This is a genomic window from Bacteroidia bacterium (assembly GCA_039924845.1).
In the GTDB taxonomy this organism is placed as follows: Bacteria; Bacteroidota; Bacteroidia; order DATLTG01; family DATLTG01; genus DATLTG01.
This window is the reverse complement of sequence record JBDTAC010000024.1, coordinates 1-25,586: the sequence shown is the minus strand read 5'-3', so window position 1 is coordinate 25,586 and position 25,586 is coordinate 1. Positions and strand designations below refer to the sequence as shown.

Genomic DNA, 25,586 nt, shown 5'->3' with positions numbered 1-25,586 from the left:
CCTAATCCGGTGCAACCAATTTTTAGCAAATTGGTACTTTTCCCAGAAGCAAACAATGGCGGATTGTGCCCTGCATTTACATAGTTAAGCACGCGCGTAACCATGTTGTATTTCGCTATAAAAAGTGTGATAAATTTTTCACCTTTTGCATTCGCCATCACTTTTGAGTTTAACTCTTTTACCAAATCGGCAAGCGTGGTGGTGTGGTTAAATAAAATTCTCAAATTGGCTTGAAAGTTCGACATCAACAAAGCCGCCGCCACTCCTTTTCCAGAAACATCCGCCATACAAAATGCAATTTCATTTTCGTTTAAACGGATGAAATCGTAATAATCGCCGCCCACTTGCTGATGCGGCAAATACACTGCAGCTACGTCCAATTGTTTATCGTGCGGAAGTGAACTCGGGAAAAGCATAGACTGCATTTCAGAAGCCAAATCCAACTCCTTTTGAACGGCTGCTTGGCGGATATTATCTTTTGCTAATTTTTTATTTTCAATGGCTACAATAATAATATTGGTAAGCGTTTGAATAAATGGCAAATGCTTGATGGCAGCACTTACTTCCAATTTATCTTCGTTCAAATCTCCAATTAAAACATACGCTAAAGGCACCGTTTTATGAAAAACAGGAATGATAATTTCAAATGTTTTTTTGAGTGATTTCGAAACAGAATCAATCGTGGTAATTTCTTTGATATTGGCGAAATCTTTTTCTACATCTATCTTGTTATAATCATCATCAACGCCATATTTCAGAATCGTTTTCCAGGTTTCACTTTTGCTGAATAAAATTAATTTTCCGATATTTAATTGGTTACGCAAAGTATTTTCATACGTTGCCAACAATTGACTAACCGATTGATTGCTGTTGATTGCTTTGGTAACTTCCAGCAAAGCATTTAATTTAATATCCTTTATTTTCGGTCTGGAAACTGCTATCTCTTTCATAATTTTTGTCCTCACATCACAAAATAATTACTGAAAAATTATTTTTTTAAACGGTAATTGGAGAAGTTGTTTTCGAAAATTTATTTTTCGAAAGGCTCATTCTGTTTACAAAATCATCAAACAAATAACGTGCATCGTGCGGACCAGGAGAAGCTTCTGGATGGTATTGTACCGAAAAAACATTTTTGTCTGTAAGCCTTATCCCTTCTATTGTTCCGTCATTCAAATTAACATGCGTAATTTCTACATTTATTGCTTTCTTAGTATCTTCTTCTTTGATACCGAAACCATGATTTTGAGAAGTAATTTCTGATTTCCCTGTGAGTAAATTTTTTACTGGATGGTTGATTCCACGATGTCCTTTGTGCATTTTATACGTTGGAATTCCGCATACTTGCGCAATGAGTTGATGTCCTAAACAAACTCCAAACACCGGTATCCCGCTATTGATAATCTCTTTCACCAAATTAATTTCATCTTTCATCACTGAAGGATCGCCAGGTCCGTTGGAAAGCATAAATCCATCTGGTTTCCATTTCAACATTTCTTCCAAAGATGTTTTCATCGGAAAAACTTTTAAATAACAATCCCGTTCAACAAGGCTTCGCAAAATATTTTTTTTCACGCCCATATCCAACACCGCTACTTTGTTGGTTGCATCGGCATTTCCAAGAAAATACGCATTTTTTGTAGTTACTTTTGAAGACAGTTCCAAACCTTGCATGGAAGGAACTTTCGCCAATATTTTTTTGAGTTTTTCTACGTCCGTTTCTTCGGAAGAAATAATTGCGTTCATTGCGCCTTTGTCACGAATATAACGCACCAAAGCACGTGTATCCACATCAGAAATAGCGACAATTGACTGCTCCAAAAAATAATTTTTCAAAGAGCCTTCCGAGTTTTTACGTGAATGAAACTCATTAAATTGTTTACAAATCAAACCGGCAATTTTAATCGAATCCGATTCTACTTCGTCTTTGTTTACGCCGTAATTACCGATGTGCACATTTGTTGTAACAACTATTTGTCCGAAATAAGAAGGATCTGTAAATATTTCTTGATAGCCTGTCATGCCTGTATTAAAGCATATTTCGCCGGTAGCTGTGCCTATTTTTCCGGCAGCTTTTCCGTAAAATACTTTATCATCGTCCAATAATAATACGGCTGTTTTTTTAGGAATATATTTCATTTTTGATTGCATAAAAAAAGGATAAAGCAAAAATACTTTATCCTTTTCTTGATTTAAAATTTATTTTTAAACATTACTCGCTTTTTGTTTCGTCTTCACTTTTTTTAGCTGCTTTTTTCGGCTTTGTTTCTTTTACATCGCCTTCAACTTCTGTTGCTTCTACTTCCGCATCAGCTACGCCTGTTACTTTTTTCTTGGTGCTTCTTCTGCGAGTTGTTTTTGCTTTTTTAGCGGTATCTTTTCCGGCTAACATTGCTTCGTTGAAATCTACCAATTCGATGAAACACATTTCTGCATTATCTCCCAAACGATTTCCTGTTTTCAAGATGCGTGTGTATCCACCTGGTCTGTCAGCAATTTTTACAGCGATATCTCTGAAAAGAGTCGTTACTGCGTCTTTGTCTTGCAAATAGCTAAACACGTGTCTTCTTGCGTGTGTCGAATCTTCTTTTGATTTTGTCAAAAGAGGCTCCACGTAAACGCGCAATGCTTTTGCTTTTGCAAGTGTTGTGTTTATTTTTTTATGTTTGATAAGCGAGCTTGCCATGTTTGCCATCAGTGCTTTTCGGTGGCTGGCTGTTCTACTTAAATGATTTACTTTGCTTCCGTGTCTCATCGTTAATTAATTTTCTGCGTTCAAAAAAATATTTTTTCGAAGCCTCTTTTTTTAGTCTTTATCCAATTTATATTTTGCCAAATTCATTCCAAAAGTAAGTCCTTTTGATTGAACTAAGTCTTCTAATTCTGTCAATGATTTTTTGCCGAAATTACGAAATTTCAACAAATCATTTTTATTGAAAGAAACCAATTCTGCCAAGGTATCTACATCCGCAGCTTTCAAGCAATTCAATGCTCTTACGGATAAATCCATATCTACTAATTTCGTTTTCAATAATTGGCGCATGTGAAGTGATGATTCATCAAATTCGTCTGTTGCCATTTTTTCTTCTGCATTCAAAGTAATTTTCTCATCGGAAAACAACATAAAATGGTGAATTAAAATTTTAGCAGCTTCTTTTAACGCTTCTTTCGGATGAATGGATCCATCGGTAACAATATCCATGATTAATTTTTCATAATCTGTTTTTTGTTCCACACGGTAATTTTCGATGCTGTATTTTACGTTTTTAATAGGTGTGTAAATAGAGTCAATCGCAATTAATCCTGCATGTGCATTCAACGGTTTGTTTTCTTCTGCCGGAACATATCCTCTACCTTTGTCAATGGTCAATTCTATTTTTAATTTTACGGTAGGTTCCATATTGCAAATCACCAAATCCGGATTCAATACTTGAAATCCAGAAGTATGTTTTCCGATATCGCCTGCTGTAAAAACATTTTTTCCAGTTACAGTAACGGTTACTCTTTCAGTATCCGTATCAATTTGTTTTTTAAAACGAACTTGTTTTAAATTGAGGATTATTTCGGTTACATCTTCGGTTACACCTTTGATAGAAGAAAATTCATGATCAACACCATCCATTTTCATGGAGGTAATTGCATGTCCTTCTAATGAAGATAATAATATTCTTCTGAGTGCATTCCCAACTGTAATGCCATATCCAGGCTCTAAAGGACGGAATTCGAATTGTCCTTCTGTCTCATTGGAATTTATCATTATAACCTTGTCAGGTTTCTGAAAAGCTAAAATTGCCATGTTTCGTTTGTGGTTTTAAGTGATTGATTAATTCAAAAAATTATTTAGAATACAACTCGACGATAAGATGCTCCTTGATGTTTTCAGGTATTTGTTGTCTTTCAGGAAGTGAAATTAGTTTACCTGTAAACGTAGTTGCGTTGTAATCTATCCAAGGATATTGGCTTGCTTTTGAAGATCCAGCAGCATTGCTGATTACTTCCAACGATTTCGACTTTTCTCTAACTGAAATCATATCTCCCGGCTTCAAAGTATAAGAAGGAATATTCATAGAACGTCCGTTTACAGCAATGTGTCCGTGAGAAACCAATTGGCGTGCTGCACTTCTTGTAGGCGCAATTCCCATACGATATACCACGTTGTCAATACGCGCTTCGATTAATTGAAGCAATACCTCTCCTGTAATTCCTTTGCTTCTGGAAGCATTGTCAAATATTTTGGCAAATTGTCTTTCCAAAATACCATACGTGTATTTCACTTTTTGTTTTTCCTGAAGCTGAGTAGAATACTCTGATTGCTTTGCTCTTTTTTTAGTCAATCCGTGTTGCCCTGGAGGATAATTTTTTTTCTCCAATGCTTTATCCGGACCAAAAATAGGTTCTCTAAATTTTCTTGCGATTCTTGATTTGGGGCCTGTATATCTTGCCATTTCTACAAATTATAAATTGTCGTTATTAATTTTAATACTGATTTTGTTATACTCTTCTTCTTTTTGGAGGTCTGCAACCGTTGTGTGGAATTGGAGTGATGTCCACGATTTCAGTTACTTCAATTCCTGAATTAGAAAGCGTTCTGATTGCAGATTCTCTACCTCCACCTGGTCCTTTTACAAACACTTTTACTTTTTTTAATCCTGCATCGTGTGCTACTTTAGCACAATCTGCCGCAGCTAATTGAGCTGCATAAGGTGTGTTTTTTTTAGATCCTCTAAATCCCATTTTACCGGCACTCGACCAAGAAACCACTTCTCCTGCCATATTGGTAAGGGAAATAATAATATTATTGAAAGTTGCATTGATATGCGCTTCTCCGATTACATCTACTTTTACAACTCTTTTTTTTGCTGCTTTTGCAGGAGCTGCACCACCTTGTGCCGTTGTTGTTTTAGCCATTTTTTTTGTTGTTGAAAAATTATTTTTTCAAATACGATTTACGCTTGTTTATTTAGTAACTTTTTTCTTGTTCGCAACTGTTTTCTTACGACCTTTTCTTGTTCTTGCATTGTTTTTGGTCGTTTGCCCTCTAACAGGAAGCCCTAAACGATGTCTCATTCCTCTGTAAGAACCAATATCTACCAAACGTTTTATGTTTAATTGAACTTCAGAACGAAGTGCGCCTTCTAACTTATATTTATCAGTAAGGATGGTACGTATTTTATTCAATTGATCATCTGACCATTCTTGAACTTTCACGTTTAAATCAATACCTGCTTCTGCCAGAATTTTTTTTGCAGAACTTCTGCCTATCCCGTAAATATAGGTTAATCCTATTTCGCCTCTTTTGTTTTTTGGTAAATCAATACCAGCTATTCTTGCCATTTAATTTATATTATTGGTTTTTATTTTTGCCTTTGTTTAAACTTAGGAGTTTTTTTGTTGATAACGTATAAGCGCCCTTTTCTACGGACGATTTTGCAATCTACGCTCCTCTTTTTTATAGACGACCTTACTTTCATTTTTCCTGATTTTTATTTTACTGATAAATTATTTATACCTGTATGCTATTCTTCCTTTTGTTAAATCGTACGGCGACATTTCTACTTTTACTTTATCACCCGGTAATATTTTTATATAATGCATTCTCATTTTTCCTGAAATATGAGCGGTTACCACGTGCCCATTTTCTAATTCCACCCGAAACATAGCATTCGACAAGGCTTCTAATATTGTTCCGTCTTGTTCTATTGATGCTTGTTTTGCCATTTATTTATTTTAATTATTTTTTCGCTCTTATTACTTTTTCTATTTCTTCAAAGGAAGATAATATATCTACTTTGTCTAATCCTACAGCAACCGTGTGTTCAAAATGCGCTGATGGTAATCCGTCTACTGCTGTAATTGTCCAACCATCTCGTTCTTGTCTCACATTCTTCTTTCCCATATTAATCATTGGTTCTATTGCTATCACCAATCCTTTTTGCAATTTCTGTCCAGCACCCCTTTTGCCATAATTCGGTACTTCTGGGTCTTCGTGTAATTTTCTACCTACTCCATGTCCTACCAACTCTCTCACCACCGAATAACCATTACTTTCTGCGTGTTCCTGAACAGCGTTCGAAATATCTCCGATGCGTTTCCCGACAACAACATTCTCCAGTCCTTTATAAAGAGATTCTTTTGTTACTTCCAAAAGTTTTAACACTTCTGGTTTTCCTTCGCCCGCAATAAAAGTGTAGGCAGAATCTCCATAAAAATTATTTTTCAAAACACCGCAATCTACCGAAACTACATCTCCTTCCTTTAATTCATATTTACCAGGTATTCCGTGTACAACTTGTGCATTCAAAGAAATACACAAACTATTCGGGAAACCATGATATCCTTTAAAAGCAGGACTCGCTCCATTATCGAGAATAAATTCCTCGGCAACTTTATCAAGCTCCAGCGTTGTGATGCCCGGTTTTATGTGCTTAGCTACTTCGGCTAATGCTTTTCCAACAAGTAAAGAACTTTCTCTTATTAATTCAATCTCTTCGTTCGTTTTGTAATAAATCATCTTATTCCTAATCCAATAATCAACCCGTAACAGCCATTCCCATTGATGATTTACCTTTAATCCGTCCTGTTTTCATTAATCCGTCGTAATGACGCATCAGTAAATGACTTTCAATTTGTTGCAATGTATCCAATACAACACCTACCAAAATAAGTAAAGATGTTCCACCATAAAAATGAGCAAACTGAACACTAATACCAAATTTTATCGCAATAGCGGGAAGTATCGCTACGATAGCCAAAAATACAGATCCTGGCAAAGTAATTTTCGACATAATAGAATCTAAAAACTCTGCTGTTTTCTTACCTGGTTTAACACCTGGAATAAAGCCACCATTGCGTTTCATATCTTCCGCCATTTGGTTCGGATTAACTGTAATCGCAGTATAGAAATAAGTAAAAATAATGTTCAAGAAAAAGAACACAAAATTATACCAAAATCCATTCGGATCAGAAAAAGCACCTACAAAGCCAGAAAGAGATTCGGATTTCGAAAATCCAACCAACGTGAGTGGAATGAACATAATTGCTTGTGCAAAAATGATTGGCATAACACCCGCAGCATTCACTTTTAAAGGAATGTACTGGCGAACACCTCCGTATTGCTTATTTCCAACAATTTTTTTCGCATATTGAACAGATATTTTACGAGTTCCTTGAACCAATAAAATACATGCCATAATAACCAATAACAAAAACACCAATTCTATCAACAACATAATTAATCCGCCACCATCCGATGCAACACGCGATCCGAATTCGGACACGAACGCAAAAGGAAGTCTGGAGATAATTCCAATCATAATAATCAAAGAGATACCATTTCCAATTCCTTGATCGGTAATACGTTCACCCAACCACATTACAAACATGGTTCCAGCGACCAAAATAAGCGTGGATTGCATCCAGAAGAAACTGCTTTGCGGTCCGATATAAGGAACAATTTGCGAAGCAATATAGCCAGGTGCTTGAAATAAAGTAATTACAACCGTTAATATACGTGTGTATTGTTCAATTTTTGTTCTACCACTTTCACCTTCTTTTTGAAGTTTTTGAAAATGTGGAATTGCCATGCCCAATAACTGTATCACGATGGATGCAGAGATGTATGGCATAATTCCTAAACCAAAAATAGAAGCTCTTGAAAAAGCTCCACCAGCAAAAAGATTAATCAACGCAACAAGTCCGGAAGATTCTCCATGAGCTTGTAATTTAGTTGGATCAACACCTGGTAAAATAACATAAGAACCCAATCTGTAAATAGCCACGTACCCGAGAGTAGTGAGAATGCGAAAACGCAAATCCTCTATTTTCCAAATATTCTTTAATGTTTCTAATAATTTTTTCATATTACAATTTTATGGCTGCACCACCTTTTGCTTCTATTGCAGTAATTGCAGTAGCAGAAAAAGCATTTGCTTTCACTTCTATTTTTGCTTTTAATTCACCTCTTCCTAATATTTTTACGAGGTCGTTTTTAGATGCCAATCCGCTTTTCACAAAAAAATCTTTGTCAAACGCAGAAACTTTTTTCTCATCTACCAATTTTTGAAGAACATCCAAATTTATACCCACATATTCCACGCGGTTAATATTCTTGAATCCAAATTTAGGTAAACGTCTTTGCAATGGCATTTGACCACCTTCAAAACCTCTTTTTGCAGAATATCCAGAACGAGATTGAGCTCCTTTATGTCCTTTTGTGGAAGTTCCGCCTTTACCCGATCCTTGTCCTCTGCCTAAACGCTTTTTAGCGTTTTTTACCGAACCTTCTGCCGGTTTTAAATTACTTAAATTCATATTTTTATAAATTAAATTTCCTCTACGGAAACTAAGTGTTTTACTTTATTTATCATTCCAATAATCTGAGGCGTAGCTTCTGCCTCTACGCTGTGTTGCGGGGTTAAACCAAGTGCCTTTAATGTTCTTTTTTGGCGCTCCGTTCTATTGATTCCGCTTTTTGTTTGTGTTATTTTTAATTTACTCATTTTAAAAAATATTTTTTTAACCGTTAAAAACTTTTTCCAATGAAATACCTCTGCTTTGTGCTACTGCAACTGCATCTCTCATATTCACTAAGGCATCAATCGTAGCTTTTACTACGTTATGCGGATTGGAAGATCCTTTTGATTTCGCCAATACATCTTTCACGCCAACGCTTTCTAATACAGCACGCATCGCACCACCTGCAATTACGCCAGTACCATGAGAAGCTGGTTTCAAAAATACAAATGAACCACTGTATTTCCCAGTTTGTTCATGCGGAACAGTTCCTTTATGGATAGACACTTTTATCAAATTTTTCTTAGCATCATCAATTCCTTTAGTGATGGCATCCGTAACTTCTTTTGCCTTACCAAGACCATATCCAACAATTCCTTTTTCATTCCCCACTACCACAATCGCAGAAAAACTGAATGTTCTTCCACCTTTGGTTACTTTAGTTACACGTTGAATACTAACAAGTCTATCTTTTAACTCAATATCACTTGGCTTAACTTTTTTTGTGTTTTCGTTTGACATTTTTTATTTTTTAAAATTTAAGTCCGCTTTCTCTTGCTGCTTCTGCTAATGATTTCACTCTTCCGTGATATAAATAACCATTACGGTCAAATACTACAGATTGAATGCCTGCACTTACAGCTTTTTGTGCGATGGCTTTCCCAACAAGTTGAGCTTGCTCAATTTTGTTCATTTTCTTCGCTTTTACACCTTTTTCAGAAGAAGATGCTGCCATCAACGTTTTTCCTTGCTCGTCATCAATCAACTGAGCATATATTTGCTTATTGCTTCTAAAAACAGTTAGTCTTGGTGTAGTGGCACTGCCAGAAATCACCTTACGAATCCTGTTTTTAATTCTTTCTCTTCTGCGTTCTTTTGTTAGTATCATTTGTTCTCTTAATTAATGTGCTTCAAAAAATTATTTTCCTGCTGATTTTCCTGCTTTTCTTCTTAATTGTTCACCTACAAATTTAACACCTTTTCCTTTGTAAGGCTCAGGTTTTCTGAACGAACGAATTTTAGCAGCAACACTTCCTATCAATTCCTTATCTGCTGATTCTAAAATAATAGTAGGATTTTTTCCTTTGTCAGCAGTTGTTGTTAATTTAATTTCTTTTGGAATTTCGAAAGCGATATTATGTGAATAACCTAAAGTTAATTCCAACAATTGACCTTTCGCTGCAGCGCGATAACCTACACCCACTAATTCTTGCTCTGTTTTATATCCTATAGAAACACCTTTTACCATATTGGCAATAAGCGCACGGTACAAACCATGTAAAGCTTTGTGTCTTTTTTGATCTGTCGCACGAGCCAATGTTACGTGTCCATCTTCTACTTTCGCAGTAATGGCGGTATCCATAGACCGATACAATTCTCCTTTAGCACCTTTAACAGTTACTTTGTTTTTATCAGAGACACTTACTTCAACTCCTTTTGGAAGTGCAATAGCTAATTTTCCTATTCTTGACATATTTATTTTCTCCTGTATGATTGATTAGTAAACGAAACAAAGAACTTCTCCGCCTACGCTTTGTTTCCGTGCTTCTTTATCGGTCATAACACCTTTGGATGTAGAAAGTATTGCTACGCCCAACCCGTTTAGAACTCGCGGCATTTTTTGAATACCTGCGTATTTTCTCAAACCTGGTTTACTAATACGATCCAAACTTACGATAGCGGATTCTTTTGTAACAGGATGGTATTTTAAGGCAATTTTAATTGAACCTTGAACATTGTTATCCTCAAATTTATAGTTGAGAATGTATCCTTTTTCAAAAAGAATTTTTGTGATTTCTTTTTTGATATTAGAAGCTGGAATTTCAACCACTCTGTGATTTGCCTTGATAGCATTCCGAACTCTTGTAAGGTAATCTGATATTGGATCTGTCATTTTTTGTTTTTTATATGTTACTCCGCACGCAGAGCAATTATATTTATAATTATTTTATTTACTTACCAGCTTGCTTTAGTTACTCCCGGGATTTTTCCGTTCAAAGCCATTTCTCTGAATGTGATACGAGAAATACCAAATTGTCTCATATAACCTCTCGGTCTTCCTGTTAATTTACAACGATTGCGCATACGAGTTTTAGAAGAAGCTCTTGGAAGATTTGCCAAAGCAACTAAATCTCCTGCTGCTTTTAATTCTTCTCTTCTTTTTGCATATTTTTCAACAAGTTTACGTCTTTTGACTTCCCTTGCTTTCATTGATTCTTTTGCCATATCGCCCGAAAATTATTTTTTACTGTTTTTAAATGGAAGACCAAATTCAGATAATAAAGCCAATGCTTCTGTATCATCATTTGCCGAAGTAACAAAGGTAATATCCATACCCATTATTTTACTTACTTTATCAATGTCTATCTCCGGAAAAATAATTTGTTCTGTAACACCTAAAGTGTAATTTCCATTTCCATCAAATGCTTTGTCGTTGATCCCTCTAAAATCTCTGATACGTGGAAGAGCCACAGAAATCAAACGATCTAAAAATTCATACATCATATCGCCTCTAAGCGTTACTCTTACTCCGATAGCTACTCCTTTTCTCAATTTAAAATTGGAAATATCTTTTTTAGAATACGTTGCTACTGCTTTTTGTCCAGTAATCGTAGTCATTTCTTTGATAGCAACATCAATCATTTTTTTATCTGCCACCGCATCGCCTACGCCTTGGTTCAAGCATATTTTTTTCAATACAGGAACTTGCATTGGGCTGGAGTACGAAAACTTTTTTTGCAGTGCAGGCACTACATCTTTTCTGTACTTGTCTTTTAATCTTGGTGAATAAGTCATTATTTAATTACCTCCCCTGTCGTTTTTGAATAGCGAACTAATTTATTTGTTTTTTCATCTCTTTTTCTTCCTACACGTGTCGGTTTTCCTGTAGAAGCCTCAATCAACATCAAATTAGAGATGTGAACGGGAGCTTCCATTTTTAAGATACCTCCTTGTGGACTTGCTGAATTAGGTTTCGTGTGTTTCGAAGCCATATTAATACCTTCAATCAATGCCCTGTGCTTTTTTACATCAATAGACAATACTTTGCCCTCTTGATTTTTGGAATCTCCTGCAAGTATTTTTACAGTATCTCCTTTTTTGATATTTATCTTTGCCATTATTTTATTACGTGTACGTTGTTATTAAAGCACTTCCGGTGCCAATGAAATAATTTTCATAAATTGTTTATCTCTCAATTCTCTGGCAACAGGTCCAAAAATACGAGTTCCCCTTAATTCGTCAGAAGCATTTAAAAGTACCACTGCATTGTCATCAAAACGAATATACGATCCATCCGCTCTACGAATTTCTTTTCTAGTTCTTACTACTACTGCTTTCGAAACCGTTCCCTTTTTTATGTTTCCAGACGGCAAAGCTTGTTTCACGGTAACCACAATTTTGTCACCAATGGAAGCATATCTTTTTTTAGTACCTCCTAAAACTCGTATACACAGCACATCTTTTGCTCCGCTGTTGTCTGCTACTGCTACTCTCGATTCTTGTTGTATCATTTTTTATTTTTTTAACTTGAGATTTTTGTCGTTCGAAAAATTATTTTTTCAAACCGATTTTTATCCTCAACTATTATTTAGCTCTTTCTATAATTTCAACCAATCTCCAGCATTTATTTTTGCTGATAGGTCTCGTTTCCATGATGCGAACTGTATCGCCTACATTGCAAGCGTTTTCTTCATCGTGTGCAGAAAATTTAGTTGTTCTTTTGATGAACTTTCCATATTTTTCATGTTTCACTTTTTGTTCTACTGAAACGATGATAGATTTGTTCATCTTGTTGCTAGCAACTAAACCTGTTCTTTCTTTTCTTAAATTTCTATTTTCCATTGGGATGTTTTAAACTTTATTTTGCTTTTTCTTCCAATTCTCTTTTACGCAACTCTGTCAATAATCTCGCAACAGTTCTTCTGTCGTCTCTTAATTTCATCGGATTTTCAACAGGAGAAACGGCATGTGTCATCTTTGATTTAGTCAAATGCGCTCTTTCGTCTTTTAGCCTTTCACGAAGTTCCTTCGTTGTAAGCTGTTTTATATCTTGTTGTATCATGGTTTAACTGTTTCTTCTGAGTAATCTCTTCTTACAATAAATTTTGTATTTACAGGCAATTTTTGTGCTGCTAAACGCAAAGCTTCTTTTGCTACCGCAACAGGAACGCCGTCTGCTTCAAAAATAATTCTTCCCGGTTTTACAACGGCTACCCAATATTCCGGCGCACCTTTTCCTTTACCCATACGAACCTCTGCAGGCTTTTTAGTAATTGGTTTATCCGGAAATATATTGATCCATATTTGTCCTTCACGTTTCATAAAGCGCGTTACTGCAACCCTTGCAGCTTCTATTTGACGTGCTGTAACCCAAGCACCTTCCGTCGCTTTAATTCCAAAAGATCCAAAAGAAAGTTCGGCACCGCGTTTCGCGTTCCCTTTCATTTTCATCTTGTGCATTTTTCTATACTTTGTTCTTTTCGGCTGTAACATTTAGCTGTATCTTTTAATAATTCTAATTCTCTTACTTATTTTTTATCACCAAAATCTTTTTTCTTGAAATTCGGATTCGGTTTAAATTTATTCGGTGCCCCACCTGCATGTCCTCCTCCGTGTGCTCCGCGATCATGACCTCCACCAAATCCACCTTTTTTCTCTTTGTTTGCTCCACCAGTTGCTCCGATATTTGGAGAAAGATCTCTCTTTCCATAAATCTCACCTTTACAAATCCACACTTTTATTCCAATTCTACCGTATGTTGTATGCGCTTCTGCTGTAGCGTAATCAATGTCTGCTCTAAATGTATGCAATGGTGTTCTTCCTTCTTTATACCCTTCAACTCTCGCCATCTCAGCACCAGCCAAACGACCAGAACATTTTATTTTTATACCTTCTGCCCCCATTCTCATGGTAGAAGCTACCGCCATTTTACTCGCTCTTCTGTAAGAAATACGTCCTTCTATTTGACGAGCAATACTATCCGCAACAATGTTTGCATCTAATTCCGGACGTTTTATTTCAAAAATATTTATTTGTACGTCTTTCTTAGTAACTTTTTTTAACTCTTCTTTTATTTTATCAACTTCTTTTCCGCCTTTTCCGATAATGATTCCGGGACGTGCTGTATTAATCGTTACCGTAATCAATTTAAGTGTTCTTTCAATAATAATTTTTGAAATACCTCCTTTTGCTAAACGAGCTCTTAAATAATTTCTTATTTGTTCATCTTCTACCAATTTGTCGGCATAATTTCTTCCACCGTACCAATTGGAATCCCAACCTTTTATGATTCCCAGTCTTGTGCTTATCGGATTTGCTTTTTGTCCCATGAATTTGTTTATCTAAAATTTTTTAAGATTTTTTTTCTTCTTTTAATTCCTTCTCGCCAACAATTAAGGTTACATGGTTAGAACGTTTTCTAACTCTGTTAGCTCTTCCTTGAGGTGCTGTACGAAGGCGTTTTAATTGCAAACCGCTATCCACAAAAACTTCTTTTACAAATAAGTTTGCATCTTCCGGTCTGTTGCCTGTTTTTGCTTCGTAATTCGCAATCGCAGAAGTCAACAATTTTTCCAATCTTCCAGAAGCTTCTTTCGGATTAAATTTTAAAACATTCAATGCTTTATAAACTTCTTGTCCTCTTATCAAATCTGCTAACAATCTCATTTTTCGTGGAGATGTTGGGCAATTGTTCAACTTCGCAAAATAAGTTGTTTTCTTTGCCTCTTTTTTCTCGTTAGCTGTATTTTGTTTTCTTACGCCCATTTTTTTATGCTGCTATTTATTTTTTATTTGGTGCCGATGATGGTGATGCGGATTTCTTATTTCCTGAATGTCCTCTGAAAGTACGAGTGGGTGAAAATTCTCCGAATTTGTGACCTACCATATTCTCGGTAACATATACGGGAATAAATTTATTTCCGTTGTGAACTGCAATGGTTTGACCTACGAAATCAGGAGAAATCATTGTTCTTCTCGACCAAGTTTTGATGACTGTTTTTTTTCCTGATGCAACCGCCGCCAAAATTTTTTTTTCGAGCTTTGAATCTATAAAAGGACCTTTTTTAAGTGAACGTGCCATTCTTTTTTATTACTTTTTTAATGCTTTAGAAAATTATTTTTTTCGTCTTTCGATAATGTATTTGTTAGAAGCCTTTTTAGGATATCTTGTTTTATATCCTTTAGCAGGGATTCCGTTTCTTGATCTCGGATGTCCTCCTGTTGCTCTTCCTTCACCACCACCCATTGGATGATCCACAGGATTCATCACAACCGGACGTGTTCTTGGGCGTTTACCTTGCCATCTTGTTCTTCCCGCTTTTCCTGATCTCTCCAAATTATGATCTGCATTGGAAACAGAACCAACTGTTGCCAAACAAGTAACTAAAATCATTCTGCTTTCGCCAGAAGGTAATTTGATAACTGCAAATTTACCTTCTCTTGCTGCTAATTGTGCGTAAGATCCTGCACTTCGTGCGATATTTGCACCTTGTCCTGGTCTTAATTCAATGTTATGAATAACCGTTCCTAATGGAACATCACTTAATAACATTGCATTACCGACTTCAGGTGTAGCTGTGGGTCCAGACATTATTTTTTGTCCTACTTGTAAACCGTTTGGAGCAACAATATATCTTTTTTCACCATCTGCATAGCTCACTAAAGCAATACGCGATGTTCTGTTTGGATCGTACTCAATTGTTTTGACAACTGCAGGGATACCGTGTTTATCTCTTTTAAAATCAATAATACGATATCTTTTTTTATGACCACCGCCAATGTAGCGCATAGTCATTTTACCTGTATTATTTCTTCCTCCCGACTTCTTATGCGAAGCTAACAAACTTTTTTCAGGCGATGAAGCAGTAATATCTTCATTCGTATTAGCAACCTTGAAACGTTGCCCCGGTGTTAGAGGTCTTAATTTTTTTAAAGCCATTTTTTATATTCCGCTATAAAAATCAATAGTTTCGCCTTTTTTAAGCGTAACAATTGCTTTTTTGTTTCTATTCACTCTTCCGCTAACTACACCTTTCGTTGTGTTACGCGTTTTCATCTTTCCAATATAATTAATTACGTTTACTGAACTTACCGTAACTCCGTACATTTTTTCAACTGCTTCTTTGACTTGGATTTTATTCACTCTACTATCCACAACAAACCCGTAGCGATTGAATTTTTCGCCCATCGAAGTCATTTTTTCAGTAATGATTGGTTTTATTAAAACTTCCATCTTTATCGTTGTATTAACTTAATATATTCTCTATTTGTTTCACCGAACTCTCTGACAATAAAAGATTGTGTGCATTCAGAACATCGTATGTGTTTAATTCTGAAGCGATTACAACTTTTGTGTTGCTTAAATTTCGGGACGACAAATATATATTTTTATTTGATTCGGCAAGCACTAACAATGTTTTTTTATCTGAAAGATTTAAATTCTTAACCATTTCAAGATAACTTTTTGTTTTTACTGTGTCGAAGTTAAAGTCTTCCAAAATAACAATACCGTTGTCTTTAGCCTTATAAGTTAGAGCAGATTTACGCGCCAACTCTTTTGTTTTTTTATTCAATTTGAAAGAATAATCTCTTGGGCGCGGACCAAAAATACGGCCACCACCTACAATCGTTCCCGATTTAATACTTCCTGCGCGAGCACCACCAGTACCTTTTTGTTTTTTAATCTTTCTTGTAGAACCAGAAACTTCATTTCTCTCTTTCGATTTATGAGTTCCTTGTCTTTTGTTAGCCATGTGTTGTTTCACATCCAAATAAATGGCGTGATCATTTGGCTCAATCCCAAAAATACTATCGCTGAGATTTATTTTTTTGGCAGTTTTTTTACCGCTGATATTTGTTACAACTAATTCCATCTTATTTTTCAATAATTAAATATGAACCTTTAGCTCCAGCAACGGAACCTTTAACAACCAGCAGATTTTTTTCAGCAATTATTTTCACAATTTCCAAATTTTGTGTTTTCACACGATCTCCACCAGTTCTACCTGCCATGCGCATTCCTTTGAATACTCTGGAAGGCCAAGAAGATGCTCCCAATGATCCTGGTGCTCTCAAACGATCGTGCTGACCGTGAGTTTGTCCACCAACACCAGCAAATCCGTGACGTTTAACAACTCCTTGAAATCCTTTTCCTTTAGAAGTACCAACCACATTGATAAATTCTCCTTCAGTAAAAAGTGCTACGGTTAAAATTTCACCTTGTGTTTTTTCTCCTTCAAAATCACTGAACTCAACCAATTTTTTTTTGGGAGTAGTAGCTGATTTTGCAAAATGACCTTTCATTGCTGCAGATGTGTTCTTTTCCTTTTTTTCGTCAAAGCCCAATTGCAAAGCATTATAGCCATCTTTGTCTAAGGTTTTTACTTGTGTAATCACACAAGGACCTGCTTCGATAATTGTGCATGGTATGTATTTACCATTGGCACCGTGAGCACTGGTCATTCCTACTTTTTTACCTATTAATCCAGACATGTTTATTTATTGTTTTTGAAAATTATTTTTTCGAAGTGATTAAAAACCACTATACTTTTATTTCTACTTCTACACCGCTTGGCAACTCTAATTTCATAAGCGCATCAACCGTTTTTGAAGTAGAGCTGTAAATGTCCAAAAGTCTTTTGTATGAACACAACTGAAATTGCTCTCTCGCTTTTTTATTTACGTGTGGAGAACGCAATACAGTATAAATTCTTTTATGCGTCGGCAAAGGAATAGGTCCGTTAACAACAGCACCTGTTTGCTTTACAGTTTTCACGATTTTTTCAGCTGATTTATCAACCAAGTTGTAATCGTACGATTTTAATTTTATTCTGATTTTTTGGCTCATCTTTTTTTGTATTCGGACAATTATACTTTTTCTGTTTTACCTTTTACTTTTGCTACTACTTCTGCAGAAACGTTCGCAGGAGTTTGTGCGTAATGTGAAAACTCCATTGTTGAAGTAGCACGCCCGGAAGTAATCGTACGCAATGTTGTTACGTAACCAAACATTTCGGAAAGTGGCACTTTAGCTTTTACTACTTGAGCCATTCCTTTTGAATCCATTCCTTCAATCTGACCTCTTCGCTTATTCAAATCTCCTACCACATCACCCATATTTTGTTCAGGTGTTATCACTTCTACTTTCATGATTGGCTCTAAAAGAACCGGTTTACATTTTGGCAAAGCTTCGCGGAAAGCGGTACGAGCACAAATCTCAAACGACAATGAGTCGGAATCGACATTATGGTAAGAACCATCAATCAATGTTACTTTCAATGAATCCATCGGATAACCAGCCAACACACCATTCACCATCGCTGCACGGAAACCTTTTTCTACTGAAGGAATAAATTCACGCGGAATATTACCACCTGATATATCATTTTCAAATTGCAAAGCATCTTTTTTAACGTCCCAATCTGCATCAACAGGAGAAATAATAATTTTAATATCGGCAAACTTACCACGACCACCTGTTTGTTTCTTATAAACTTCACGGTGTTCTATAGTACCAATGATTGTCTCTTTGTAAGCAACCTGAGGAGCACCTTGATTTACTTCTACTTTAAATTCGCGTTTCAAACGATCCACGATAATTTCTAAGTGAAGCTCGCCCATTCCACTGATGATAGTTTGTCCAGAATCTTCGTCTGTTTTCACACGGAAAGTTGGATCTTCCTCTGCTAATTTATTTAAGGATAATCCCAAACGATCTAAATCTGCTTGAGTTTTAGGCTCAATCGCAATACCGATAACTGGTTCAGGAAAATTCATTGCTTCTAACACAATCGGAAATTTCTCTGCGCAAAGCGTATCGCCTGTGCGAATATCTTTAAAACCAACTGCTGCACCAATATCTCCTGCTTCGATAAAATCAATTGCATTTTGTTTGTTAGCATGCATTTGAAAAATACGAGAAATACGTTCTTTATTTCCTGAACGTGTATTTAAAACATAAGAACCTGCATCCAAATGACCTGCATACGTACGGAAAAAGCACAAACGTCCAACAAAAGGATCGGTTGCTATTTTAAACGCTAATGCTGTAAAAGGCTCGTTAACATCGGGTCTACGTGTAATTTCTTCTCCTGTATCAGGATTCGTTCCTTTTGTTTCTGGTTTATCCAAAGGACTTGGCATTAATTCCATTACCAAATCAAGCATGGTTTGAACACCTTTATTTTTAAAGGCAGAACCACAAACCATTGGAACAATTTTATTAGAGATACAAGCTTTACGCAATGCATCTAACACTTCTCTTTCGGTGATTGTTTCCGGAGCATCGAAGAATTTTTGCATGATGTTGTCGTCAAATTCCGACACCGATTCAAACAATTTTTCTCTCCACTCTTTCACTTCCTCCAACATATCTTCAGGAATAGGAACTTCTTTAAAAGTCATTCCTTTATCTTCTTCGTTCCAAACAATACCACGATTGTTAATTAAATCCACCACACCAATAAAATTTTCTTCTGCACCAATTGGCAATTGCAAAGGAACAGCGTTACCGCCTAAAATTTCGCGTGTTTGTTTTACTACGTTTAAAAAATCAGCGCCTGAGCGATCCATTTTATTAACGAAACCAATACGTGTTACATTGTAATTATCGGCTAAACGCCAGTTGGTTTCTGATTGAGGTTCCACACCATCAACAGCAGAAAACAAGAAAACCAATCCATCTAATACACGCAATGAACGATTCACCTCAACAGTAAAGTCAACGTGACCCGGAGTATCTATAATATTTACTTTGTATTTATTGTTACGATAATTCCAAAAGCAAGTAGTAGCCGCAGATGTAATTGTGATACCACGTTCTTGCTCTTGTACCATCCAGTCCATCGTAGCAGCGCCATCATGCACTTCACCAATTTTATGATTCACACCTGTATAATACAATATACGTTCCGTACAAGTGGTTTTACCAGCATCAATATGCGCTGCGATACCTATATTTCTCGTAAAATTTAAATCCTGGCTCATTGTTTATCCTATCAACTATGATTAAAATCTGAAATGCGAGAATGCTTTGTTCGCCTCTGCCATTCTATGTGTATCTTCTTTTTTCTTGAATGCCGCTCCTTCTTCTTTAGATGCAGAAATAATTTCTGCCGCTAATTTTTGTCCCATTGATTTCTCATTTCGTTTTCTCGAATAAAGAATCAACCATTTTATCGCCATTGCCACTTTTCTTTCTGGACGAACTTCTTGAGGAATTTGAAAAGTAGCTCCTCCTACTCTACGGCTGCGTACTTCAACTGCAGGCGTAACATTGGTTAAGGCTTTTTTCCATATTTCCAATCCGTCTAACTCAGTTCTTTTTTGAACTGTTTCGATAGCTTCATAAAAAATATCGTATGCGGTACTTTTTTTTCCGTCATACATTAAATTATTTACAAATCGGGTTACCAGTATATCGTTAAATTTTGGATCCGGTAACAACAATCGTTTCTTGGCTTTGGTCTTTCTCATTTTATTTTTGCAAAGAGATTACTTACTGAAAAATTATTTTTTTGCAGCAGCTTTTACAGCTCCTGGTTTTGGTTTTTTAGTTCCGTATTTCGAACGTCTTTGGTTTCTGCCTTCTACACCTGAAGTATCTAATGCACCTCTCACGATGTGATATCTTACTCCTGGTAAATCTTTTACTCTACCACCTCTAATCAACACAATTGAGTGTTCTTGCAAATTATGCCCTTCCCCGGGAATGTATGCATTTACCTCTCTGCTGTTGGTTAACCGCACCCTTGCTACTTTTCTCATAGCAGAATTTGGTTTTTTAGGCGTTGTAGTGTAAACACGTGTGCAAACACCTCTTCTTTGCGGACAAGAATCCAATGCCGCAGATTTGCTCTTATTAACCGATTTCACACGGCCTTTACGTACTAATTGTTGTATTGTAGGCATTTTATTTTTTTACGATTTTTACAATAAAAAATAATCCCCTCTTATTTTTAGGGAGGGCAAAGGTAAGAATATTTTAATATAAACAAACCCTCGTTAAAAATTATTTTTGAGTATCCTTCTTTTTCGTTTCCAAAAAATATTTTTTTGAGTAAATAGTTTCTGATAATGAGGAGGACACAGAAAAAGCGACTTGAAAAAATATTTTTTTGAAGCTGTTTTTTTGTCAAAAAATAAATTTCAAACAATATTATTTTGAAAAAATATTTTTTTGAAGCTGTTTTTTCAAAGCGAAAAGAATGTAGAGACGAGAAAAATCGTCTAAAAAAAATATTTTTTTATCTCAAAATAGTTACGAAACCAGTTACTGATTTATCGCCTGATAATACATAATAATAAATGCCATCCGGCGCAGGTTGTCCTGTTGTTGATGATATGTTTCCATTCCAAAAATCAGTTTCCGGATTATTGGTTTCAAAAACTTTCATTCCCCAGCGATTGTAAATTGTCAAATTATATATTTTACAATCATTTAATCCAGAAATTTTAAACACATCATTTTTTCCATCGCCATTTGGCGTAAAAACATTCGGAACATTCAACGCTAAAATAGAATCCATTGCATAACTTATTGTTTGTTGAATTGAATCTGAACATGGAGTTCCTTTGTTAGTAATAAGAGTTACAATGTACGAACCACTTGCCGAATAAACGTGAGAAGGATTTTGATTTGTACTTGATTCTCCATCACCAAAATTCCAAAAATAATTCTCTAAACCTGTTGTTTGGTTTGTAAAACTTACAGGAGCTACGCAAGGCGATACTGTGTAAATAAATTGAGGTTGCGCTGTGCTTAAAATACTGACAATAATTGAATCGTGTTTGATACCGCAAATTGTATTTGTATAAACATAATAAATATTTGTGCTTGTCGGATTTACAGTAATAGATGAAGTAGTAGCTCCGCCTGTCCATAAATAATTGCTCGCGCCTGACGCATTCAATATAACAGTTTGTCCCGGACAAATTGTCGTATCGTTACTTACACTCAAAGGCGAACCATTCGGAAAAATCTGAACTTTTACTGAATCTTTTACTATGCCACAAGCATTAGCGCCATAAACGTAATAGGTTGTTGAACCATTTGACGGATTAACAGTAATAGATGAAGATGTGGCTCCTGTTGACCATGAATACGTACTTGCGCCACTTGCTATCAAAACAATACTCTGTCCCGGACAAATTGTAGTGTCGTTAGTGATTGTCAGAACAGGTGGACTATTTGATGTATGAACAGTAACAGAATCTTCTGTTGTACCACATGCCGTACTTCCATAAACATAATAAGTGGTGGCATTTGTCGGATTCACAGTAATAGAGGAGTTTGTAGAACCTGTTGACCAAGAATACGTATTAGCACCGCTTGCATTTAATGTAACAGACTGTCCAGAGCAAACCGTAGTATCATTACTTATAGTTAAATTAATCGGAACTACAATGTTCACTTTAACAGAATCTTCCGTTGTACTACATGCTGTGCTTCCAGAACTTCCATAAACATAATAAGTGGTAGTATTTGTCGGATTCACACTAACAGAAGAGTTTGTAGAACCTGTTGACCAAGAATACGTACTTGCGCCACTTGCTGTCAAAACAATATTTTGTCCTGAACAAATCGTGGTATCATTACTTATAGTAATAGATGGAGCTGTGTTTGGAGAAACAGTAACAGTAACTGAATCTTCTCCGGCAGTACATCCTTTAGTTCCATAAACGTAGTAAGTAGTCGAACTCGTTGGATTTACGGTTATTGAAGAATCTGTACCACCACCCGACCAAGTATAAGTGCTCGCACCACCTGCCGTAAGTATTATGGATTGTCCCAGACAAATCGTGGTATCATTACTAACTGACAAATTTAATCCAGAAAAAGGACAAGCAGTACTATTTACAACTCTCTGAGGATTACCCATTGGGACACCGTTAAAAGTGGGGTTTCCCTGTATATTATTATATCCATTTTCAAAATTGTAGTATCCTAATAATCCAACTTGCGTTGAAGGGTTAGGTAATGGCTGATTCATATAAGTTTGTATTTCGCATTTTGTCCTAGCAACATCCCAGATTCGTACTTCATCAACATATCCAAAATATTGTGTATTATGTGCAGGAGCAAGACTTGCATGAAAACCAATATTTGTTAACCAACTATTTGTTATCATATTACCAGTAACAGCAACCGAATCATATACATTTCCATCTAAATAAAATTTCAACCAGCTCCCATCATAAACCATTGCTATATGATAACAAGTATTATATGTTATTGGCGCAGGCGTTGTTTCAAAGAATCCATTAGTAGTTGTAATTTCTGCATGATTAGGACGAAGAAGATAATTGACATCATTAGGATTGTCATGTTTTGAAACTACATCATATCCAACACCTGGATAAGTAGGAATACAACTTGTTGTCCCATCTGGAATTTTAATAATTTTCGCCTCTACGGTCAGCTTTGTACCTGTAATATTAATATTACCAACTTGAATACAACTCGGACAAGCATTTCCAGAATTTGCGAAATAAAGCCATTTGTTCTGTGCAAAAGTACTATTAGTCAAAAAAAGGAGAAGAACCATTTTTAACAAAATTCCTTTAATTGAATAATTGTTTTTCATGTTTGAAAAATTAAAATAAACTTTACTTCCTAATATTTTAAACGATGGATTCAGAATTCAAGCACTGAGAGCAACAAAATTAAAACATTTTTTAACATTAACTATTTAACTTGGAATAAAAAAAATTAGTTTTGGCTTCATTTTAGTAAATTTACTTTTATATTTTTATGATAAAAAAAATGAATATTTGTTTTATTTGCTCAGAGTATCCTCCAGGTCCCCACGGGGGAGTTGGCACAATGACACAAATAACGGCACGTGCTCTCGTAAAAAAAGGTCATAATGTTCGAGTAATTGGTGTTTATTATTCTGATTATCCCGCATTGAATTACGAGGAAGATATGGGTGTAAAAATTTGGAGAATCAGAACCAGCAATGGTAAATTCTCTTGGATATTGGGATGGTATAGTCAATATAAAAAAATTAAATGTTGGGTAAATAATAAAGAAATTGATATAATTGAAGCTCCTGATAGTAGAGGTTGGTTTGCTTTTTGGAAAAATATTAATATTCCACTTGTTTTAAGAGCCAACGGTGCAACAACTTATTTTTCGAAAATTTTAGGAACTCACGTCAATAAGCTAACCGCTTTTCTTGAAAAAAACAGTTACAAAAAAGCATTTGCATATACATCTGTATCAAAATTTACTGCTCAAAAAACATCTGATACTTTTAATCTTAATCCTAATAACTACAAGATTATTTACAATTCGATTGAAAATAGACAGATTATTCCGTCGGCAAAAAGACATCATCATCGAATTGTTTTTGCGGGTACATTGGCAAAAAAAAAGGGAATTATCAGTTTAATTGAAGCATTAATAGAGCTTCAAAAAAGGCATATACCTTTTGAAGCATACATATATGGAAAAGACGCTATTGACAAAGAATCGGGTTCTATGCTTGCATTACTAAAATCAAAATTAAATCCTGCAATAAATAATTTTGTTCATTTCGAGAATCACGTTACACGAGAAGAATTATTTGATTCTTATTCAAAAGCTACCGTTGCAATTTTCCCTTCTTATGCAGAAGCTTTTGCTTTTGCACCAATGGAAGCCATGCTCGCAGGATGCCCCACAATTTATTCATCATTGGGAAGCGGACCTGAATTGATAAATCAAAATATTGATGGCGTATTAGTAAATCCAGATAATCCGTTGGAAATAGCAGATGCGTTAGAAATGATTCTTAACGATGAAACATTTGCAAAAAAAATTGGAGAGAATGGCAGAAAAAAAATTCTCGAAAATTTCACGATAGACAAAATGGTTGGGCAACTCGAAACTTTTTATTCTGAAACTATTGAATCATACCATCAGTCTGGTAATTAGACTTGATAAAAATCCATTCCATAATATTTTGGCGTCTTTCTTCAAGTATATATTTTTTTTCATAAAATCCTAAGGAATCTAACTCCTTGTATTGATATTTTTTCGCTTTTTGAAAATCATCTACACTTTCAATAAAAAAAAACTGATGCGTATTTCTAAAATTATTTTCGATAATATAATTTTTGGTGTAATCGTGAAGCTCTATAATAATATCACAATTTTTTAATTTCTCACACACTTTTTTATCTGAAAGCAATTCATATTCATAACCTTCGCAATCAATTATCAATAAACCTTTACCATCGAATTTAAAATTTGACAACATCTCTGGATTACATTTCTTTTCGTAAGAGATTCTATCTGAAACACCATTTAATTTTGCCATTTTTTCACATTGTTCCAATGCCTTTTCATTAATATCACAAGCAAATACATGTGCTTTTTTCACTCGCATTGCAAAACCAACCGCGTAGTAACCCTCAGCACAACCAACATCTATTATTTGTGTGTAATTTTCACGACAACAATTTTCTATAATATTATTTAATTCGCATTCGTAGCTACCTAACAGTTTAGAATATAATGTACTCCAAATTGCTTGGAATTCAGGATACTTCATTCCTCTAAATGATCCGTTTTTAACAACTAAATTTTGAAACATATTCCTCGCCAATAGTTCATTTTTCTTTTTTTCATCTTCTGTGAAAACAAGATTTCTTTGATGCGTTAAATATTTAGAAAAAAATAAAACGGGAGTACATAGCTTCCAAAAAAAATTAATACTCAATATTTTTTTTACAGGAGGGTTAATAAATTTGTTTGCTATCTTTTTTAGAAATGGCATGTTTTTTTAATTTAGTTTGAAAAACTTTCGCGAAGTTATGTAATTTAGCGCAGTACCTTTTGATATGCTAAAAAAAATATTTAGTTCAACCATTCTATTCTCCATCGGAGGGCTTTTGCCAACAATGGCAAGTTTGGTGCTATTATTTCCTTACACCCAAAATTTAACCATCGCAGATTATGGAGCTTTGTCCATTTATATTTCATTTACGCTTCTACTCCAAATTATAGTGAATTTTGGAATAGACTTTTTTATCTGAAAGCAATTCATATTCATAACCTTCGCAATCAATTATCAATAAACCTTTACCAT

39 protein-coding genes are annotated in these 25,586 nt (G+C 35.3%); 2 read left to right on the top strand and 37 right to left on the bottom strand.

Translation table 11 applies throughout. The features are described 5' to 3' along the window. The 36 genes from ABIZ51_02875 to ABIZ51_02700 all read right to left on the bottom strand — a co-directional run. On the bottom strand, window positions 1-950 hold a 950-nt coding region (locus ABIZ51_02875), incomplete at its 3' end, for a SpoIIE family protein phosphatase (GenBank protein ID MEO7087722.1). A gap of 46 nt (window positions 951-996) precedes the next feature. Next, on the bottom strand, window positions 997-2,139 hold the full coding sequence (gene carA, locus ABIZ51_02870; protein ID MEO7087721.1) for a glutamine-hydrolyzing carbamoyl-phosphate synthase small subunit: 1,143 nt from the start codon (window positions 2,137-2,139) through the stop codon (window positions 997-999). A gap of 73 nt (window positions 2,140-2,212) precedes the next feature. After that, window positions 2,213-2,755 carry a 50S ribosomal protein L17 gene (gene rplQ, locus ABIZ51_02865; GenBank protein ID MEO7087720.1) on the bottom strand — a complete coding sequence of 181 codons (543 nt, stop codon included), beginning with the start codon at window positions 2,753-2,755 and terminating at the stop codon, window positions 2,213-2,215. 51 nt (window positions 2,756-2,806) lie between these two features. Continuing rightward, window positions 2,807-3,796: a DNA-directed RNA polymerase subunit alpha gene (locus ABIZ51_02860; GenBank protein MEO7087719.1), complete on the bottom strand. Its 990-nt coding sequence runs from the start codon at window positions 3,794-3,796 to the stop codon at window positions 2,807-2,809. Between the two features lie 40 nt (window positions 3,797-3,836). Continuing rightward, window positions 3,837-4,445, bottom strand: a complete 609-nt coding sequence (gene rpsD, locus ABIZ51_02855) for a 30S ribosomal protein S4 (GenBank protein MEO7087718.1) — start codon at window positions 4,443-4,445, stop codon at window positions 3,837-3,839. 46 nt (window positions 4,446-4,491) lie between these two features. Then, window positions 4,492-4,908, bottom strand: a complete 417-nt coding sequence (gene rpsK, locus ABIZ51_02850; protein MEO7087717.1) for a 30S ribosomal protein S11 — start codon at window positions 4,906-4,908, stop codon at window positions 4,492-4,494. Window positions 4,909-4,956: 48 nt separating this feature from the next. Beyond that, the gene (rpsM, locus tag ABIZ51_02845; protein ID MEO7087716.1) at window positions 4,957-5,334 is read right to left on the bottom strand and encodes a 30S ribosomal protein S13; all 378 of its coding nucleotides are present in this window, start codon (window positions 5,332-5,334) and stop codon (window positions 4,957-4,959) included. A 20-nt stretch (window positions 5,335-5,354) separates the two neighbouring features. Then, a complete protein-coding gene (gene rpmJ / locus ABIZ51_02840; protein ID MEO7087715.1) occupies window positions 5,355-5,471 on the bottom strand; it encodes a 50S ribosomal protein L36 in 117 nt (38 codons plus the stop codon). Window positions 5,472-5,499: 28 nt separating this feature from the next. Beyond that, window positions 5,500-5,718: a translation initiation factor IF-1 gene (infA, locus tag ABIZ51_02835; GenBank protein ID MEO7087714.1), complete on the bottom strand. Its 219-nt coding sequence runs from the start codon at window positions 5,716-5,718 to the stop codon at window positions 5,500-5,502. A 13-nt stretch (window positions 5,719-5,731) separates the two neighbouring features. Next, entirely contained in the window at window positions 5,732-6,511 is a 780-nt protein-coding gene (map, locus tag ABIZ51_02830; GenBank protein ID MEO7087713.1) for a type I methionyl aminopeptidase, read from the bottom strand. Window positions 6,512-6,530: 19 nt separating this feature from the next. After that, window positions 6,531-7,859 carry a preprotein translocase subunit SecY gene (gene secY, locus ABIZ51_02825; GenBank protein MEO7087712.1) on the bottom strand — a complete coding sequence of 443 codons (1,329 nt, stop codon included), beginning with the start codon at window positions 7,857-7,859 and terminating at the stop codon, window positions 6,531-6,533. Between the two features lies 1 nt (window position 7,860). Further along, window positions 7,861-8,310: a 50S ribosomal protein L15 gene (rplO, locus tag ABIZ51_02820; protein MEO7087711.1), complete on the bottom strand. Its 450-nt coding sequence runs from the start codon at window positions 8,308-8,310 to the stop codon at window positions 7,861-7,863. Window positions 8,311-8,321: 11 nt separating this feature from the next. Then, complete coding sequence (gene rpmD / locus ABIZ51_02815; protein MEO7087710.1) at window positions 8,322-8,498, bottom strand: 50S ribosomal protein L30; 177 nt, start codon at window positions 8,496-8,498, stop codon at window positions 8,322-8,324. A 16-nt stretch (window positions 8,499-8,514) separates the two neighbouring features. Further along, entirely contained in the window at window positions 8,515-9,033 is a 519-nt protein-coding gene (gene rpsE / locus ABIZ51_02810; GenBank protein ID MEO7087709.1) for a 30S ribosomal protein S5, read from the bottom strand. 10 nt (window positions 9,034-9,043) lie between these two features. Next, entirely contained in the window at window positions 9,044-9,400 is a 357-nt protein-coding gene (gene rplR / locus ABIZ51_02805) for a 50S ribosomal protein L18 (protein ID MEO7087708.1), read from the bottom strand. A 30-nt stretch (window positions 9,401-9,430) separates the two neighbouring features. Beyond that, window positions 9,431-9,985 carry a 50S ribosomal protein L6 gene (gene rplF / locus ABIZ51_02800; protein MEO7087707.1) on the bottom strand — a complete coding sequence of 185 codons (555 nt, stop codon included), beginning with the start codon at window positions 9,983-9,985 and terminating at the stop codon, window positions 9,431-9,433. 24 nt (window positions 9,986-10,009) lie between these two features. Continuing rightward, window positions 10,010-10,405, bottom strand: a complete 396-nt coding sequence (gene rpsH / locus ABIZ51_02795) for a 30S ribosomal protein S8 (GenBank protein ID MEO7087706.1) — start codon at window positions 10,403-10,405, stop codon at window positions 10,010-10,012. Window positions 10,406-10,467: 62 nt separating this feature from the next. Beyond that, window positions 10,468-10,737: a 30S ribosomal protein S14 gene (gene rpsN, locus ABIZ51_02790; GenBank protein ID MEO7087705.1), complete on the bottom strand. Its 270-nt coding sequence runs from the start codon at window positions 10,735-10,737 to the stop codon at window positions 10,468-10,470. 12 nt (window positions 10,738-10,749) lie between these two features. Beyond that, window positions 10,750-11,307, bottom strand: coding sequence for a 50S ribosomal protein L5 (gene rplE, locus ABIZ51_02785; protein MEO7087704.1), 558 nt, complete (start codon window positions 11,305-11,307; stop codon window positions 10,750-10,752). Beyond that, the gene (rplX, locus tag ABIZ51_02780) at window positions 11,307-11,630 is read right to left on the bottom strand and encodes a 50S ribosomal protein L24 (GenBank protein ID MEO7087703.1); all 324 of its coding nucleotides are present in this window, start codon (window positions 11,628-11,630) and stop codon (window positions 11,307-11,309) included. The genes rplE and rplX overlap by 1 nt, the downstream gene beginning before the upstream one ends. A gap of 24 nt (window positions 11,631-11,654) precedes the next feature. Continuing rightward, complete coding sequence (rplN, locus tag ABIZ51_02775; protein ID MEO7087702.1) at window positions 11,655-12,023, bottom strand: 50S ribosomal protein L14; 369 nt, start codon at window positions 12,021-12,023, stop codon at window positions 11,655-11,657. A 73-nt stretch (window positions 12,024-12,096) separates the two neighbouring features. Next, window positions 12,097-12,354 (bottom strand): 30S ribosomal protein S17, encoded by a 258-nt coding sequence (rpsQ, locus tag ABIZ51_02770; GenBank protein MEO7087701.1) that lies wholly within the window; start codon window positions 12,352-12,354, stop codon window positions 12,097-12,099. A 16-nt stretch (window positions 12,355-12,370) separates the two neighbouring features. Beyond that, window positions 12,371-12,574 carry a 50S ribosomal protein L29 gene (rpmC, locus tag ABIZ51_02765; GenBank protein ID MEO7087700.1) on the bottom strand — a complete coding sequence of 68 codons (204 nt, stop codon included), beginning with the start codon at window positions 12,572-12,574 and terminating at the stop codon, window positions 12,371-12,373. After that, on the bottom strand, window positions 12,571-13,005 hold the full coding sequence (gene rplP, locus ABIZ51_02760; GenBank protein ID MEO7087699.1) for a 50S ribosomal protein L16: 435 nt from the start codon (window positions 13,003-13,005) through the stop codon (window positions 12,571-12,573). The genes rpmC and rplP overlap by 4 nt, the downstream gene beginning before the upstream one ends. Before the next feature lie 35 nt (window positions 13,006-13,040). After that, a complete protein-coding gene (gene rpsC / locus ABIZ51_02755; protein MEO7087698.1) occupies window positions 13,041-13,841 on the bottom strand; it encodes a 30S ribosomal protein S3 in 801 nt (266 codons plus the stop codon). A 22-nt stretch (window positions 13,842-13,863) separates the two neighbouring features. Further along, the gene (rplV, locus tag ABIZ51_02750) at window positions 13,864-14,277 is read right to left on the bottom strand and encodes a 50S ribosomal protein L22 (GenBank protein MEO7087697.1); all 414 of its coding nucleotides are present in this window, start codon (window positions 14,275-14,277) and stop codon (window positions 13,864-13,866) included. Between the two features lie 16 nt (window positions 14,278-14,293). Continuing rightward, window positions 14,294-14,593 (bottom strand): 30S ribosomal protein S19, encoded by a 300-nt coding sequence (gene rpsS, locus ABIZ51_02745; GenBank protein ID MEO7087696.1) that lies wholly within the window; start codon window positions 14,591-14,593, stop codon window positions 14,294-14,296. A gap of 33 nt (window positions 14,594-14,626) precedes the next feature. Further along, window positions 14,627-15,451 (bottom strand): 50S ribosomal protein L2, encoded by an 825-nt coding sequence (gene rplB, locus ABIZ51_02740; protein ID MEO7087695.1) that lies wholly within the window; start codon window positions 15,449-15,451, stop codon window positions 14,627-14,629. A 3-nt stretch (window positions 15,452-15,454) separates the two neighbouring features. Beyond that, window positions 15,455-15,745: a 50S ribosomal protein L23 gene (gene rplW / locus ABIZ51_02735; protein MEO7087694.1), complete on the bottom strand. Its 291-nt coding sequence runs from the start codon at window positions 15,743-15,745 to the stop codon at window positions 15,455-15,457. A gap of 13 nt (window positions 15,746-15,758) precedes the next feature. Further along, window positions 15,759-16,385 carry a 50S ribosomal protein L4 gene (rplD, locus tag ABIZ51_02730; GenBank protein ID MEO7087693.1) on the bottom strand — a complete coding sequence of 209 codons (627 nt, stop codon included), beginning with the start codon at window positions 16,383-16,385 and terminating at the stop codon, window positions 15,759-15,761. Window position 16,386: 1 nt separating this feature from the next. After that, on the bottom strand, window positions 16,387-17,004 hold the full coding sequence (gene rplC, locus ABIZ51_02725; protein ID MEO7087692.1) for a 50S ribosomal protein L3: 618 nt from the start codon (window positions 17,002-17,004) through the stop codon (window positions 16,387-16,389). A gap of 49 nt (window positions 17,005-17,053) precedes the next feature. Next, entirely contained in the window at window positions 17,054-17,359 is a 306-nt protein-coding gene (gene rpsJ / locus ABIZ51_02720) for a 30S ribosomal protein S10 (GenBank protein ID MEO7087691.1), read from the bottom strand. Between the two features lie 20 nt (window positions 17,360-17,379). Beyond that, window positions 17,380-19,497 (bottom strand): elongation factor G, encoded by a 2,118-nt coding sequence (gene fusA / locus ABIZ51_02715; protein ID MEO7087690.1) that lies wholly within the window; start codon window positions 19,495-19,497, stop codon window positions 17,380-17,382. Between the two features lie 21 nt (window positions 19,498-19,518). Continuing rightward, window positions 19,519-19,986: a 30S ribosomal protein S7 gene (rpsG, locus tag ABIZ51_02710; GenBank protein ID MEO7087689.1), complete on the bottom strand. Its 468-nt coding sequence runs from the start codon at window positions 19,984-19,986 to the stop codon at window positions 19,519-19,521. A gap of 33 nt (window positions 19,987-20,019) precedes the next feature. Continuing rightward, window positions 20,020-20,421, bottom strand: a complete 402-nt coding sequence (gene rpsL, locus ABIZ51_02705) for a 30S ribosomal protein S12 (protein ID MEO7087688.1) — start codon at window positions 20,419-20,421, stop codon at window positions 20,020-20,022. Between the two features lie 335 nt (window positions 20,422-20,756). Next, entirely contained in the window at window positions 20,757-23,096 is a 2,340-nt protein-coding gene (locus ABIZ51_02700) for a gliding motility-associated C-terminal domain-containing protein (protein MEO7087687.1), read from the bottom strand. Between the two features lie 167 nt (window positions 23,097-23,263). On the opposite strand from ABIZ51_02700, the gene ABIZ51_02695 reads away from it, so the two are divergent. Continuing rightward, on the top strand, window positions 23,264-24,430 hold the full coding sequence (locus tag ABIZ51_02695) for a glycosyltransferase family 4 protein (GenBank protein ID MEO7087686.1): 1,167 nt from the start codon (window positions 23,264-23,266) through the stop codon (window positions 24,428-24,430). On the opposite strand, the gene ABIZ51_02690 is transcribed toward ABIZ51_02695, so the two are convergent. Then, window positions 24,399-25,274 (bottom strand): methyltransferase domain-containing protein, encoded by an 876-nt coding sequence (locus tag ABIZ51_02690; protein ID MEO7087685.1) that lies wholly within the window; start codon window positions 25,272-25,274, stop codon window positions 24,399-24,401. The two genes, ABIZ51_02695 and ABIZ51_02690, sit on opposite strands and share 32 nt — an antisense overlap. 64 nt (window positions 25,275-25,338) lie before the next feature. On the opposite strand from ABIZ51_02690, the gene ABIZ51_02685 reads away from it, so the two are divergent. After that, entirely contained in the window at window positions 25,339-25,533 is a 195-nt protein-coding gene (locus tag ABIZ51_02685) for a hypothetical protein (GenBank protein ID MEO7087684.1), read from the top strand. Window positions 25,534-25,586 lie beyond the last annotated feature (53 nt).